Source organism: Pseudomonas sp. BF-B-30 (assembly GCF_019956305.1).
Classification (GTDB): domain Bacteria; phylum Pseudomonadota; class Gammaproteobacteria; order Pseudomonadales; family Pseudomonadaceae; genus Aquipseudomonas; species Aquipseudomonas jessenii.
Genome location: NZ_JAHBDG010000017.1, coordinates 26,040 through 40,065 on the forward strand (window position 1 = coordinate 26,040; position 14,026 = coordinate 40,065).

A 14,026-nucleotide genomic window follows, 5' to 3' on the forward strand; every position below is an offset into this window, starting at 1 on the left:
GTTCAAACTAAGGATGAGCTAATGGTTCAAGTTCGCAAACTGGTGTTAGCAATAGCGGCCGCCTCGGCGCTGTCCTCCGGTATGGCGCATGCCCTCGGGCTCGGGGAGTTGACCCTGAAATCGACGCTCAACCAGCCGCTGGTAGCGGAAATCGAGCTGCTAGATGTCAAGGATCTCACCGCCGCCGAAGTGGTACCGAGCCTGGCCTCACCAGACGATTTCGCCAAGGCCGGTGTCGACCGCCAGGCGTTTCTCAACGACTTGACCTTCACCCCGGTGCTCAACGCCAGCGGCAAAAGCATCCTGCGCGTGACCTCCAGCAAGCCACTTTCCGAACCCATGGTGAAGTTCCTGGTTCAGGTCATGTGGCCGAACGGCCGCTTGCTGCGCGACTACAGTGTGCTGCTCGATCCGTCCAAATTCTCGCCGCAAACCGCTGAAGCGGCTGCGCAGCCGACCTCGACGGTTGCCGCGCCCGTCACCGGTGCGACCAAACCGTCCCAATACACCACCACGCCGCGCGATACCCTGTGGGAAATCGCCGCAAAGGCGCGTAATGGCGGTTCGATCCAGCAAACCATGCTGGCCATCCAGGCGTTGAACCCGGATGCCTTTATCGACGGCAACATCAATCGCCTGAAAACCGGCCAGGTGCTGCGCATGCCTGACCAGGCGCAGAGCACTGGCCTGCCGCAAGCCAAGGCCATTGCCGAAGTGGCCGCACAGAACAAGGCCTGGCGCCAGGGTCGCCGCTATGTGGCAAAACCCGGGGCAGGGCAGCAACAGCTCGACGCCACCAATCGCGCTCGTACCGAGGGTGCTCCGGCGCAAGCGGCCACCGACAAGTTGAGCCTGGTGTCTGCCGAGTCCGGCAAGAACCCTGGCAAAGGGGCTGCCGGAGATGCCAAGGCCCTCAGCAACAAGCTGGCGGTGACCCAGGAAAGCCTCGACACCAGTCGTCGTGATAACGCCGAACTGAAAAGCCGCATGGCCGATCTGCAAAGCCAGGTAGACAAGCTGCAGCGCCTGATCGAGTTGAAGAACAACCAACTGGCCAAGTTGCAAACCGAGGGCGCTGCGGCTGCTCCAGCGGCTGCGACCGCGCCGGCAATGTCGGCCGAGCTGGCTGCCAACCCGGAGGCAGCGCCTGCACCGGTTGCCGCTGCGCCTGCCCCTGAGGCAACGCCCGCGCCAGCCGAGAAGCCCGTCGAGGCGACACCGGCGGCATCTGACGATCAGAAGTTCAATGAATTGCTGACCAATCCGCTGCTGCTGGGCCTGGTCGGTGGCGGTGCGGTGATTCTCCTGCTCCTGCTGCTGTTGCTGGCGCGTCGACGCAAAGCCCAGCAAGCAGCCGAGAAACATCTGCGCATGGCCCGTGCCTTGGCCGAAGATCAGCCGTTCTCGGCCGATTTCGACTTGCCGGAAAGCAGCTTCGAAGGCCTGGAAGTTCCGCCGCCGAGCGTGAAGCTGGCGACTGCCCCGACGCCTGCTCCCGCGCCAGCGCCGGTGGTTGCTCCGGTGGTGATGACCACGCCGATCGCCGCACCATTGGTGGCGCCGGCTGCCGAGCGTTCCGACGACGTGCTGGGTCAGGCTCAGTCGCACATCAATGCCGGTCGCCTGAACCAGGCCGCCGCGTTGCTGGAGGACGGCGTCAAGCAAGAGCCCAAGCGCAGCGATCTGCGCTTGAAACTGATGGAAGTCTACGGCCAGCAAGGCGACCGCGATGCGTTCGTCGGCCAGGAGCGTCAGTTGGTGGCTAATGGCGACAACTTCGCCCAGGTTGAAAAACTCAAAAGTCGCTTCCCGGCCATGGCGCTGGTGGCTGCCGGTGGCATCGCCGCGGCCGCCGTTGCTGCCGAGCTGGACGCGCAATACGTCAAGGAGCTGTTGCTCGATGAGCCGCAAGCACCGGCGCCAGAACCAGAACCAGCACCGTTCGAGGATGACCTCGACAGCGCCTTCGACCTGAGCCTGGATGATCTGGACGCGATTACGCCTTTGGCGCCTGCACCTGCACCTGCAGCGGAGCCTGAAGTGGCGGCGTTGCCAGACCTTGGTGAGTTCCCGCTGGACGACGATCTGAGCTTTGAGTCGGTGTTGCAGCAGCAGACTGAAATCAAGGAAAACCTCGACGATCTGTCGGACTTCGACCTCGACCTGGATCTCGGTGCGCAACCGTCGCCGGCGATGCTGGCTGAAGACGATTTTCTGCTGGATCTGGATGAGGGCGTGAAGGATTTCCCGGTTGCCGAAACCCCGGCTGTTCCTGAGGTCGCGCTGGATGATCTGGAGTTGCCGGCCGATTTCGATCTGTCGCTGGCCGAGGAACTGGACGCGCCGGATGCGTTCGCGGCAGAGCTGGATGATGTCAACGCCGAACTGGAGAGCTTGTCCAACAGCATCGGCGAGCCGACCTTTACCGAAGCTGATGCCGCGCTGGATAGCGATGATGACTTCGACTTCCTCTCGGGTACTGACGAAGCCGCTACCAAGCTCGATCTGGCTCAGGCCTATATCGACATGGGCGACAGCGACGGTGCTCGCGACATCCTCAATGAGGTGGTAAGCGAAGGCAGTGCCGAGCAGAAGAGTGAAGCCGCGGAGATGCTTTCGCGCCTGGCTTGATTGATCGGCAGGTTGAAAAAAAGCGGCAGCCCATTGAGGCTGCCGTTTTTGTTTGGCTCATTAATTGATGTTGTTTGCTTGGGCCTCATCGCGGGCAAGCCTGCTCCCACAGAGATTTGTGTCGTTCACAAAACCTGTGGGAGCGGGCTTGCCCGCGATGAGGCCGGGACAGTCAATGGAGAACTCTCTGGCATCCCCGCCCGGCGGCCTTATAATGCCCGCCTTTGGTACATCATCAGGCTGTCCCTCCTTGGCAAATATAGATAACCCGGCCGCCGAAATGGCAGCCGACGGCTTTTTCCGGATCGCGCTGGGCGTCGAATACAAAGGCTCGCGCTACCGCGGCTGGCAGCGCCAGGCGTCCGGGGTGCTCACCGTGCAGGAAACCCTCGAAAACGCCTTGTCCAAAGTCGCCGACTCGCCCGTTTCGCTGATGTGCGCCGGGCGTACCGACGCCGGGGTGCATGCCTGCGGACAAGTGGTGCATTTCGACACTCAGGTCGAGCGCTCGATGAAGGCCTGGACCATGGGCGCCAACATCAACTTGCCCCATGACGTCAGTGTCAGTTGGGCCAAGGTCATGCCGGCGCATTTCCATGCGCGGTTCAAGGCCATTGCCCGGCGTTATCGCTACGTGATCTACAACGATCAGATCCGCCCGGCGCACTTGAACGAAGAGGTGACCTGGAACCACCGTCCGCTGGACGTCGAGCGCATGGCCGAGGCCGCCCAGTACCTGCTTGGCACCCATGATTTCAGCGCTTTTCGCGCCGGTCAGTGCCAGGCCAAGTCGCCGATCAAAGAATTGCATCACCTGCGCGTTACCCGTCACGGCAAGATGATCGTGCTGGATATTCGCGCCAGCGCCTTCCTGCATCATATGGTGCGCAACATTGCCGGTGTGCTGATGACCATTGGCGCCGGAGAGCGGCCGGTGGAGTGGATGAAAGAGGTGCTGGAGAGCCGGATTCGACGGACCGGTGGCGTGACCGCGCATCCATTCGGCTTGTATCTGGTTCAGGTCGAGTACCGTGACGAGTTCGAGTTGCCCGAGCGCTACATCGGTCCGCACTTCCTGACCGGCTTCTCGGAACTTGGCGGCTGACGCCCTCGAACGCTTTTGTTACCATCCGGGACTTTCCCGGATTTGTCTTGGAGTTGTATCGACATGTCAGCCGTTCGCAGCAAGATCTGTGGGATTACCCGCATAGAGGATGCGTTGGCAGCCGTCGAGGCCGGGGCGGATGCCATCGGATTCGTGTTCTACGCCAAAAGCCCCCGTGCGGTGACGGTCCAGCAGGCGCGCTCGATCATCAAGGCGCTGCCGCCGTTCGTGACCACCGTGGGCTTGTTCGTCAATGCCAGCCGTTGCGAGCTGGGGGAAATCCTCGACGCCGTGCCGCTGGACCTGTTGCAGTTCCATGGCGACGAAACCGCCGCTGAGTGCGAAGGCTGGCACCGGCCGTACATCAAGGCATTGCGGGTCAAGGCCGGTGATGACATCGCAGCGGCCTGCGATGCTTATGCCAGCGCCAGCGGAATCTTGCTCGATACCTATGTCGAAGGCGTTCCCGGAGGAACCGGGGAGGCGTTTGACTGGTCACTGATACCGCAAGGCCTGAGCAAGCCGGTCATTCTGGCGGGCGGTCTGACGCCGGATAACGTCGCCGAGGCGGTTGCGCGCGTTCGGCCTTACGCCGTGGATGTCAGTGGCGGGGTGGAGGCGAGCAAGGGCATCAAGGATCACGCAAAGATTCAGGCATTTATCAAAGCGGTACGTGGTAGCACCCGTTGATGTGACGGCTGGCAGTCTGCCGCCGTCCACTGCACTGTACAAAACGGCTGAGGGTTATGGGGTGGTACGCAGGTCACGTTTCGCTGACCCGGCCATTCACTGATCATCGCCGCACACATGAATTTAGCGCTAGGGCATACACGGGGCCGCGAACCAGAGCGTTCGGGCCGCCGGTACTGGAGAAAGAAAGCATGAGCAACTGGTTAGTAGACAAACTGATCCCTTCGATCATGCGTTCCGAGGTCAAGAAGAGCTCGGTGCCTGAAGGTCTTTGGCACAAATGCCCGTCTTGCGAGGCTGTGCTGTATCGTCCGGAGCTGGAAAAGACCCTGGACGTTTGCCCCAAGTGCAACCATCACATGCGTATCGGCGCCCGCGCCCGTATCGACATCTTCCTCGATGTTGAAGGCCGTGCCGAGCTGGGTGCAGACCTGGAACCGGTTGACCGTCTGAAATTCCGCGACGGCAAGAAGTACAAGGACCGCCTGACCGCTGCACAAAAGCAGACTGGCGAAAAAGACGCACTGGTTTCCATGAGCGGCACTTTGCTGGGCATGCCGGTCGTGGTTTCGGCGTTCGAATTTTCCTTCATGGGCGGTTCGATGGGCGCCATCGTCGGTGAGCGTTTCGTTCGCGCCGCCAACTACGCCCTGGAAAAACGTTGCCCGATGATCTGCTTCGCCGCTTCCGGCGGTGCGCGGATGCAGGAAGCGCTGATTTCCCTGATGCAAATGGCCAAGACCTCCGCGGTGCTGGCCCGTCTGCGTGAAGAGGGCATCCCGTTCATCTCCGTGTTGACCGACCCGGTCTACGGCGGCGTTTCCGCCAGTCTGGCGATGCTGGGCGACGTGATTGTCGGCGAGCCGAAGGCGTTGATCGGTTTTGCCGGTCCGCGTGTGATCGAGCAAACCGTGCGCGAGAAACTGCCGGAAGGCTTCCAGCGCAGCGAGTTCCTGCTGGAGCACGGTGCCATCGACATGATCATCGACCGTCAGGAGCTGCGTCCGCGTCTGGGCAACCTGCTGGCGCAAATGATGGGTCTGCCGACGCCGAAGTTCGTTGCTGCCCCTATCGAGCCGATCGTGGTTCCACCGGTACCCGCCAGCCTATGACCCAACGTACCCTTGGCGAATGGCTCGCCTACCTTGAACAGTTGCACCCTTCGGCCATCGACATGGGCCTGGAGCGATCGCAGCAGGTAGCGTCCCGTATGGGACTGGGCAAGCCGGCGCCTCGGGTGATCACGGTCACCGGGACCAACGGCAAGGGTTCCACCTGTGCGTTCGTGGCGTCCTTGCTACGGGCCCAGGGCTTGAAAGTGGGGGTGTACAACTCCCCACACCTGCTGCGTTACAACGAGCGGGTAACCGTCAATGGCGTCGAAGCCACGGATGCCGAGCTGTGCGAGGCCTTTGCCGCGGTAGAGGCCGGGCGCGGCGACACGTCCCTGACTTACTTCGAAATGGGCACCCTGGCGGCATTCTGGCTGTTCCAGCGCTCCGGGCTCGATGCAGTGGTGCTGGAAGTCGGTCTGGGCGGTCGTCTGGACACGGTCAACGTGGTGGACGCCGACATGGCGCTGGTCACCAGTATCGGCGTCGATCATGCGGATTACCTCGGTGATACCCGGGAGTCCGTGGCCTTCGAGAAGGCCGGTATTTTCCGTCAGGGCGCGCCTGCGCTCTGCGGCGATCTGAATCCTCCACAACCTCTGCTGGACAAGGCGCGCGAGCTCAATTGCCCGTTTTTCCTGCGTGGGCGCGATTTTGACCTTGGTGTGACCGATCACAACTGGCAATGGCGCGGTGTCGATGGGCAAGGGCGCGCGGTGGAGCTGCGCGACCTGCCACTGCTCGATCTACCGATGGAAAACGCCGCGCTGGCGTTGCAGGCTTACCTGGTGCTCGGCTTGCCTTGGGCGGATGCGCAGATTATCGAGGCGCTACGGGCCACCCGGGTGGTCGGTCGCCTGGATCGCCGTGAGTTCGAGTGGCAAGGCAAGCGCTTGAATCTATTGCTGGATGTGGGGCATAACCCCCATGCGGCGGAGTATCTGGCTCGTCGCCTGGCCAGTCGCCCGCCGGTCGGCAAGCGTCTGGCGGTGTTCGGGTTGCTGGCGGACAAAGACCTGGGTGGTGTTGTCGGTGAATTGAATGCTAGTGTCCAGCACTGGGCCGTCGCACCTCTGGATTCGCCTCGGGCACGTTCGGTTGCGGATTTGCACGCCGCGTTGCAAGGTCTTGGTGCGTCGGTCACGTCATACGACAGTGTCGCGGCCGCCCTGGAAGGGCAGTGCGCGCAGGCCACGAGCGACGACGAAATCCTGTTGTTCGGATCATTTTATTGTGTCGCCGAGGCCCTTGAGTGGCTGGCCCGGCGCTCCACGGAGGAAGCGGCAAATGGCATTGCTGGATAAGGCATACAAACAGCGCATGGTTGGCGCCCTGGTGTTGGTCGCGCTGGCGGTGATTTTTCTGCCGATGCTGTTTTCCCGCCAGGACGAACAACGCCAGGTGACGGTCGAAGCGCCCGCGGCTCCGCAGGCGCCGGCGATGCCCCAGGTACAGGTCGAGCCCGTGGCGGTGCCTGAGCCGCAAGCCCTGCCTCAGGAACCCGTGCCGAGCGATGACGAAATCGCCCAGCAGGAATCGGCGGTGCCAGCTGTTCCGGTGGCTCCAGCGCCTGCGGTTCCAGCGCCAGCAGTCAAGCCGGCTGCACCCGCGCCGGTCCCGGCTTTGGCGGCTAAGCCTGCAACGGCGCCTGCCCAGCCGATCACCGCGGCACCGGGCAAGCCGGACACCACGCAAAGCCGTGTCGATGCCAATGGTTTGTCTGTCAGCTGGTCGGTGCAACTGGCCAGCCTGTCGAACCGTGAAAGCGCGGAAAAACTGCAGAAAACCCTGCGCAGCCAGGGTTACAACGCCTACATCCGTACCGCCGACGGCAAAAATCGGGTGTTTGTCGGGCCGCTGATCGAGCGTGCCGAAGCCGACCGGCTGCGTGACTTGCTTAACCGCCAACAGAACCTCAAGGGGTTTGTGGTGCGCTTTCAACCGGAACGTGGCTAAAACTATCGCCCCGATATGAAATGCACTGACAATCGCAGCTTACCGATAAGCATGGGCTCTGCTAAAATGCGCCGCCTTATCCGTCTGTAGGCTGCACTGTGCCATTTACCTGGGTTGACTGGGCGATCGTTGCAATCGTCGCCATCTCCGCATTGATCAGTCTGAGCCGCGGCTTCGTCAAGGAAGCGCTGTCGCTGCTGACCTGGATCATCGCAGGAGTCGTAGCCTGGATGTTCGGTGGCTCACTGTCCGAGTACCTCGGCGGGTACATTCAAACGCCATCGGCACGTATAATAACGGGCTGTGCCATCATGTTTGTCGCCACTTTAATCGTAGGCGCAATGATCAATTATCTTATCGGCGAACTGGTTCGCGTCACCGGGCTCTCCGGGACCGACCGATTCCTCGGCATGGCCTTCGGCGCCGCCCGTGGCGGGTTGCTGGTGGTTATCGCCGTCGGGCTGTTGAGCCTGGGGCCGGTACAGCAGGACGGGTGGTGGAAAGAGTCACAGCTCGTGCCAAAATTTCTATTGGTTGCAGACTGGTCCAAAAACCTGATCCTCGGGTGGAGCAGTCAGTGGCTTGCCAGCGGAATCAGCGTACCCGCTGATATTCCGTTCAAGGAGCAACTCTTGCCGATGGCCAAAACGCCTCAGTGAGTAGTGCTCAGTTCAGATCCATTAAGTAGGGGTTGCGTCGCATGTGTGGCATCGTCGGTATCGTCGGTAAGTCGAACGTCAATCAGGCGCTGTATGACGCGCTAACCGTCCTCCAGCACCGCGGCCAGGACGCTGCCGGTATCGTGACCAGCCATGATGGCCGGTTATTCCTGCGCAAGGACAACGGCCTGGTGCGTGACGTGTTCCAGCAACGTCACATGCAGCGCCTGGTCGGTCACATGGGTATTGGCCATGTGCGTTATCCAACCGCGGGCAGCTCGACGTCGGCTGAAGCTCAACCGTTTTACGTCAACTCGCCTTACGGCATCACCCTGGCGCACAACGGTAACCTGACCAATGTTGAACAACTGGCCAAGGAGATTTACGAATCTGACCTGCGCCACGTCAACACCAGTTCCGATTCGGAAGTACTGCTCAACGTGTTCGCGCACGAGCTGGCCCAGCGCGGCAAGTTGCAGCCGACCGAAGAAGACGTTTTCGCCGCCGTCACCGACGTGCACAACCGTTGCGTCGGTGGTTATGCCGTCGTAGCGATGATCACCGGCTACGGCATCGTCGGTTTCCGCGACCCGCACGGCATCCGCCCGATCGTTTTCGGCCAGCGTCACACCGACGAAGGCGTCGAGTACATGATCGCCTCGGAAAGCGTTTCCCTGGACGTGCTCGGCTTCACCCTGATTCGCGACCTGGCACCGGGCGAAGCGGTCTACATCACTGAAGAGGGCAAGCTGTACACCCGTCAGTGCGCGACCAACCCGTCCCTGACCCCGTGCATCTTCGAACACGTCTACCTGGCGCGTCCGGACTCGATCATCGATGGCGTTTCGGTCTACAAGGCCCGTCTGCGCATGGGCGAGAAACTCGCCGAGAAGATCCTGCGCGAGCGTCCGGATCACGACATCGACGTGGTCATCCCGATTCCGGACACCAGCCGCACCGCGGCCCTGGAGCTGGCGAACCACCTGGGCGTGAAGTTCCGCGAAGGCTTCGTGAAGAACCGCTACATCGGCCGGACCTTCATCATGCCGGGCCAGGCCGCGCGGAAAAAATCCGTACGCCAGAAGCTCAACGCCATCGAGCTGGAATTCCGCGGCAAGAACGTGATGCTGGTGGACGATTCCATCGTTCGCGGTACCACTTGCAAGCAGATCATCCAGATGGCCCGCGAAGCCGGCGCCAAGAACGTCTACTTCTGCTCCGCGGCGCCAGCGGTTCGCTACCCGAACGTCTACGGCATCGACATGCCGAGCGCTCACGAGCTGATCGCCCACAACCGTTCGACCCAGGACGTGGCAGACCTGATCGGTGCCGACTGGCTGATCTATCAGGACTTGCCTGACTTGATCGAAGCGGTCGGGGGCGGCAAGATCAAGATCGACAAGTTCGATTGCGCGGTGTTCGACGGCCAGTACGTCACCGGCGACGTCGACGAGGCTTATCTGAACAAGATCGAGCAGGCACGCAACGATGCCTCCAAGGTCAAGACGCAGGCAGTCAGTGCGATCATCGATCTGTACAACAACTGAGTAACTACCGGCCCTGAGGGGCCGGTTTTGTATCTGGCAAAAAGACTTTTATCTATCAAGAGCAAGGCAAGGAGTGACAGCATGAGTCAGGATTGGGATGCCGGTCGGCTGGACAGCGACCTCGAAGGCGTAGCGTTCGATACCCTGGCCGTACGTGCCGGTCAGCACCGTACGCCGGAAGGTGAACACGGTGATCCGATGTTCTTCACTTCCAGCTATGTATTCCGTACCGCCGCCGATGCCGCCGCGCGTTTTGCCGGCGAAGTGCCGGGCAACGTCTACTCGCGCTACACCAACCCGACTGTGCGTGCCTTTGAAGAGCGCATTGCCGCGCTGGAAAGCGCCGAGCAGGCGGTGGCCACCGCGACCGGCATGGCCGCGATCATGGCGGTGGTGATGAGCCTGTGCAGCGCCGGCGATCACGTGTTGGTGTCGCGCAGCGTGTTTGGCTCGACCATCAGCCTGTTCGAGAAGTATTTCAAGCGTTTCGGTATCGAAGTCGATTACGTGCCCTTGGCGGACTTGTCCGGCTGGGACGCGGCAATCAAGGCCAACACCAAATTGCTGTTCGTCGAATCGCCGTCCAACCCGCTTGCCGAGCTGGTGGACATTGCTGAACTGGCGAAAATCGCTCACGCCAAAGGCGCGATGCTGGTGGTCGATAACTGCTTCTGCACCCCTGCATTGCAGCAACCGCTTAAAATGGGCGCGGACATCGTCGTGCACTCGGCCACCAAATTCATCGACGGCCAGGGTCGTTGCATGGGCGGCGTCGTGGCCGGTGGCGGCGAGCAGATGAAGGAGGTGGTTGGTTTCTTGCGCACCGCCGGGCCGACCCTGAGCCCGTTCAACGCCTGGATCTTCCTCAAGGGCCTGGAAACGTTGAACCTGCGGATGAAGGCCCATTGCGCCAACGCCCAGCAACTGGCCGAGTGGCTGGAGCAGCAGGACGGTATCGAGAAAGTCCATTACGCCGGCCTCAAGAGCCATCCGCAGCACGAATTGGCGCTGCGCCAGCAGAAGGGGTTCGGTGCGGTCGTCAGTTTTGAGGTCAAGGGCGGCAAAGAGGGCGCCTGGCGCTTTATCGACGCCACGCGCCTGATTTCGATCACCGCCAACCTGGGTGACAGCAAAACCACCATCACCCATCCGAGCACCACCTCCCATGGTCGCCTGGCGCCACAAGAGCGTGAAGCGGCGGGCATTCGTGACAGCCTGATCCGCGTTGCGGTCGGCCTGGAAGACGTGGCGGACCTGCAAGCCGATCTGGCACGCGGCCTGGCTGCGTTGTGATCGAGTTGTCTGCGCCGGCCACCGGCTCAAATGGCCGCGTAGCGCTGGTGACCGGTGCTGCGCGGGGCATTGGCCTGGGGATTTCGGCCTGGCTGATCAGCGAAGGCTGGCAAGTCGTGCTGACGGATCTGGATCGGGAGCGGGGTTCGAAAGTGGCGAAAGTGCTGGGCGACAGCGCCTGGTTCATCGCCATGGATGTCTCCAACGAGGGGCAAGTCGCGCTGGGCGTAGCCGAGGTGCTCGGTCAGTTCGGGCGCCTGGATGCGCTGGTATGCAATGCAGCGGTTGCCGATCCGCACAACATCACCCTGGAAAGCCTCGACCTGGCTCACTGGAATCGGGTGTTGGCGGTGAACCTCAGTGGGCCGATGTTGCTGGCCAAGCACTGTGCACCGTATCTGCGCGCTCACAGCGGCGCCATCGTCAATCTGGCCTCGACCCGCGCCGGGCAGTCGGAGCCCGACACAGAGGCCTATGCGGCGAGCAAGGGCGGTTTGTTGGCCCTGACGCATGCGTTGGCCATCAGCCTTGGCCCGGAGATCCGGGTCAATGCCGTCAGTCCTGGCTGGATCGATGCGCGCGACCCCTCGGTGCAACGTGCCGAACCCTTGACCGAGGCCGATCATGCCCAGCATCCGGCGGGCAGGGTGGGGAAGGTCGAGGATGTCGCGGCGATGGTGGCCTGGCTGCTGTCGAGGAATGCCGGATTTGTCACCGGCCAGGAATTCGTGGTCGATGGCGGCATGACCAAGAAGATGATTTACAGCGAGTAATCGGACAAGGAAGCTGTCTTCAGCATTGATGTTGAAAGTGCCGCCGTCTTCGCGAGCAAGCCCGCTCCCACATTGGATCGTGTTGTGTCTGAAAGAACGCGGTCCAATGTGGGAGCGGGCTTGCTCGCGAAAGCGGTCTGACTGCTGTAGGTGCCCTCCCGATTGAAAGAATTTTGTCTTTTTCAGAAAAACTTCAAGCAGGGTATTGACTTAGGTTCGTTACCTGCGTAAATTTCGCGGCCTCGGAGATGCAAACGGGTGATTAGCTCAGCTGGGAGAGCGTCTGCCTTACAAGCAGAATGTCGGCGGTTCGATCCCGTCATCACCCACCACTTCCGAGATACTTGCGAAAGCAAGAGGTAGGCTGAAATGCCTCCACCGACGCGCAGCGGTAGTTCAGTCGGTTAGAATACCGGCCTGTCACGCCGGGGGTCGCGGGTTCGAGTCCCGTCCGCTGCGCCATATTTTCCGAGTCAGGCATGCCTTGATTCGAGATTGAAAGAGAGATTGAAAAGTCTCGGAGCTTTCAGTCAGACAAGTTACTTGAGCGTCAGCTCAAAGCGATACGCAGCGGTAGTTCAGTCGGTTAGAATACCGGCCTGTCACGCCGGGGGTCGCGGGTTCGAGTCCCGTCCGCTGCGCCATATCTGCCCCGAGGCCCACTGAACGCCTTGGAGCTACGAAGAAGCCACTGGTTACTTCGAGTCGATAGCAAAGACCCTGGTCGAAAGACCGGGGTTTTTTGTTTCTGCGATTTAAGTTTTTGCGACCCATACTGCAGGAGCGAGCAAGCACGCTCCTGCTCGGTTGTTGGAATTCGGCAATCAGCCTTGCAAATACACCGCATGAGTATGGGTGTACTCATACAGCCCATGCTTGCCATCCGCGCCACCAATACCCGATTTACGCACGCCGGCGTGGAAGCCCTGCATCGCTTCGAAGTTCTCGCGATTGACGTAGGTTTCGCCAAAATCCAGTTCACGCATGGCCTGCAGGGTTTTGCTCAGGTCGCGGGTGTAGATCGATGAAGTCAGACCATAGTCGCAGTCGTTGGCCAGGGCGATGGCTTCGTCCAGGTCGTCGATTATCTGGATCGGCAGCACTGGGCCGAAAATCTCTTCGCGCATGATCTCCATGTCCGCGCGGCAACCCGCCAGCACCGTTGGCTGGAAATGGAAGCCATTGGGCAGGTCGGCCATCTGCCCGCCGCTGATCAGGCTTGCGCCCTGGCTCAGCGCGGTGCGGACTTTGCGGTTGACGCTTTCCAGCCCCTGGCGGTTGATCAGTGGGCCCATCTCGACGTCGGGCTGGGCAATCGGGTCGCCATAACGGGTTGCGCTCATGGCCGCTGCGATGCGTTCGATAAATTGATCCGCCACCTTGCGTTCGACGTACACCCGCTCGGCACAGTTGCACACCTGCCCGCTGTTTATGATGCGCGAATCGCGGATCGCCCTGACCGCCAGGTCGAGGTCCGCATCCGCCAGCACAATGGCCGGTGCCTTGCCGCCCAGTTCCAGGTTGAGCTTGGTGATGTTCGGTGCGGCGGCAGCCATGATCCGCGAGCCGGTGTCGACGCTGCCGGTGAAGCTGATCATGTCCACGCCCTTGTGCGAACTCAGGGCGGCGCCGACCTTCCCGTCGCCACAGACCACGTTGAACACGCCGGGCGGCAGGTCGGTTTCGGCCACCAGTCGGGCGAATTCGAAGCAGTTGTTCGGGGTTTCTTCACTGGGCTTGATGACGATGGTGTTGCCGGTCAGCAGGGCCGGGGCCATCTTGCGAGCGATCAGAAAGAACGGGAAATTCCACGGCAGGATCCCGGCCACCACGCCCAGTGGTTTGCGGAACAGGAAGATATTTTCGTTCTGACGGTCGCTGGTGATGATTTCACCTTCTATGCGCCGGGCCCATTCGGCCATGTAGTCGAGGTAGTCGGCGGTGAAATTGACTTCGACTTCCGCCAGTCCGCTGATCTTGCCTTGTTCCAGAGTGATGGTGCGCGCCAGGTGCGCGACGTTTTCCCGCAGTTTGGCAGCGATCCGGCGCAGGTGGCCGGCGCGATCATTGGCCGGTTTGCGCGCCCAGCCTTTCTGGGCGGCACGGGCGGCGGCGAGGGCGCGCCCGACGTCTTCGGCGGTCGAGGCCGGGACTTTCGACAGCACGGCGCCGGTGGCCGGGTTGATCACATCGAGATGGGCAGCGCTGGCCACGAACTGGCCGTCGATGAAGTTTTCGTAAACAGGCACGGATGACATGG

11 protein-coding genes and 3 tRNA genes are annotated in these 14,026 nt (G+C 61.4%); 13 read left to right on the top strand and 1 reads right to left on the bottom strand.

Features of this window, described 5'->3' with window-relative positions; translation table 11 throughout:
* The first annotated feature begins 21 nt into the window (after positions 1-21).
* The 13 genes from KGB29_RS11075 to KGB29_RS11135 all read left to right on the top strand — a co-directional run bounded on the left by KGB29_RS11075 (position 22) and on the right by KGB29_RS11135 (position 12,410).
* Positions 22-2,631: a FimV/HubP family polar landmark protein gene (locus tag KGB29_RS11075; RefSeq protein WP_150812502.1), complete on the top strand. Its 2,610-nt coding sequence runs from the start codon at positions 22-24 to the stop codon at positions 2,629-2,631.
* 280 nt (positions 2,632-2,911) lie between these two features.
* Complete coding sequence (gene truA, locus KGB29_RS11080; RefSeq protein ID WP_032829430.1) at positions 2,912-3,736, top strand: tRNA pseudouridine(38-40) synthase TruA; 825 nt, start codon at positions 2,912-2,914, stop codon at positions 3,734-3,736.
* A 63-nt stretch (positions 3,737-3,799) separates the two neighbouring features.
* Positions 3,800-4,426, top strand: coding sequence for a phosphoribosylanthranilate isomerase (locus KGB29_RS11085; protein ID WP_150812503.1), 627 nt, complete (start codon positions 3,800-3,802; stop codon positions 4,424-4,426).
* Between the two features lie 191 nt (positions 4,427-4,617).
* Entirely contained in the window at positions 4,618-5,538 is a 921-nt protein-coding gene (gene accD / locus KGB29_RS11090) for an acetyl-CoA carboxylase, carboxyltransferase subunit beta (protein ID WP_008047319.1), read from the top strand.
* Positions 5,535-6,842: a bifunctional tetrahydrofolate synthase/dihydrofolate synthase gene (folC, locus tag KGB29_RS11095; protein ID WP_150812504.1), complete on the top strand. Its 1,308-nt coding sequence runs from the start codon at positions 5,535-5,537 to the stop codon at positions 6,840-6,842. The genes accD and folC overlap by 4 nt, the downstream gene beginning before the upstream one ends.
* A complete protein-coding gene (locus KGB29_RS11100) occupies positions 6,826-7,494 on the top strand; it encodes an SPOR domain-containing protein (protein ID WP_150812505.1) in 669 nt (222 codons plus the stop codon). The genes folC and KGB29_RS11100 overlap by 17 nt, the downstream gene beginning before the upstream one ends.
* 98 nt (positions 7,495-7,592) lie before the next feature.
* Complete coding sequence (locus KGB29_RS11105) at positions 7,593-8,153, top strand: CvpA family protein (RefSeq protein WP_007975669.1); 561 nt, start codon at positions 7,593-7,595, stop codon at positions 8,151-8,153.
* Between the two features lie 41 nt (positions 8,154-8,194).
* A complete protein-coding gene (gene purF / locus KGB29_RS11110) occupies positions 8,195-9,700 on the top strand; it encodes an amidophosphoribosyltransferase (RefSeq protein ID WP_007975670.1) in 1,506 nt (501 codons plus the stop codon).
* Positions 9,701-9,781: 81 nt separating this feature from the next.
* A complete protein-coding gene (locus KGB29_RS11115) occupies positions 9,782-10,993 on the top strand; it encodes an O-succinylhomoserine sulfhydrylase (RefSeq protein WP_150812506.1) in 1,212 nt (403 codons plus the stop codon).
* Positions 10,990-11,766, top strand: coding sequence for an SDR family oxidoreductase (locus KGB29_RS11120; protein ID WP_150812507.1), 777 nt, complete (start codon positions 10,990-10,992; stop codon positions 11,764-11,766). The genes KGB29_RS11115 and KGB29_RS11120 overlap by 4 nt, the downstream gene beginning before the upstream one ends.
* A 256-nt stretch (positions 11,767-12,022) precedes the next feature.
* A tRNA-Val gene (locus tag KGB29_RS11125) sits at positions 12,023-12,098 on the top strand.
* Between the two features lie 53 nt (positions 12,099-12,151).
* A tRNA-Asp gene (locus KGB29_RS11130) sits at positions 12,152-12,228 on the top strand.
* A 105-nt stretch (positions 12,229-12,333) separates the two neighbouring features.
* Positions 12,334-12,410: transfer RNA gene (locus KGB29_RS11135), tRNA-Asp, on the top strand.
* Between the two features lie 180 nt (positions 12,411-12,590).
* On the opposite strand, the gene aldA is transcribed toward KGB29_RS11135, so the two are convergent.
* On the bottom strand, positions 12,591-14,024 hold the full coding sequence (gene aldA / locus KGB29_RS11140) for an aldehyde dehydrogenase (protein ID WP_150812508.1): 1,434 nt from the start codon (positions 14,022-14,024) through the stop codon (positions 12,591-12,593).
* Positions 14,025-14,026: the final 2 nt, after the last annotated feature.

Bases quoted from the DNA above. Each gene is read 5' to 3' on its own strand.
- KGB29_RS11075 (WP_150812502.1), top strand. From the start codon at position 22: ATGGTTCAAGTTCGCAAACTGGTGTTAGCAATAGCGGCCGCCTCGGCG.
- truA (WP_032829430.1), top strand. From the start codon at position 2,912: ATGGCAGCCGACGGCTTTTTCCGGATCGCGCTGGGCGTCGAATACAAA.
- KGB29_RS11085 (WP_150812503.1), top strand. From the start codon at position 3,800: ATGTCAGCCGTTCGCAGCAAGATCTGTGGGATTACCCGCATAGAGGAT.
- accD (WP_008047319.1), top strand. From the start codon at position 4,618: ATGAGCAACTGGTTAGTAGACAAACTGATCCCTTCGATCATGCGTTCC.
- folC (WP_150812504.1), top strand. From the start codon at position 5,535: ATGACCCAACGTACCCTTGGCGAATGGCTCGCCTACCTTGAACAGTTG.
- KGB29_RS11100 (WP_150812505.1), top strand. From the start codon at position 6,826: ATGGCATTGCTGGATAAGGCATACAAACAGCGCATGGTTGGCGCCCTG.
- purF (WP_007975670.1), top strand. From the start codon at position 8,195: ATGTGTGGCATCGTCGGTATCGTCGGTAAGTCGAACGTCAATCAGGCG.
- KGB29_RS11115 (WP_150812506.1), top strand. From the start codon at position 9,782: ATGAGTCAGGATTGGGATGCCGGTCGGCTGGACAGCGACCTCGAAGGC.
- aldA (WP_150812508.1), bottom strand. From the start codon at position 14,024: ATGTCATCCGTGCCTGTTTACGAAAACTTCATCGACGGCCAGTTCGTG.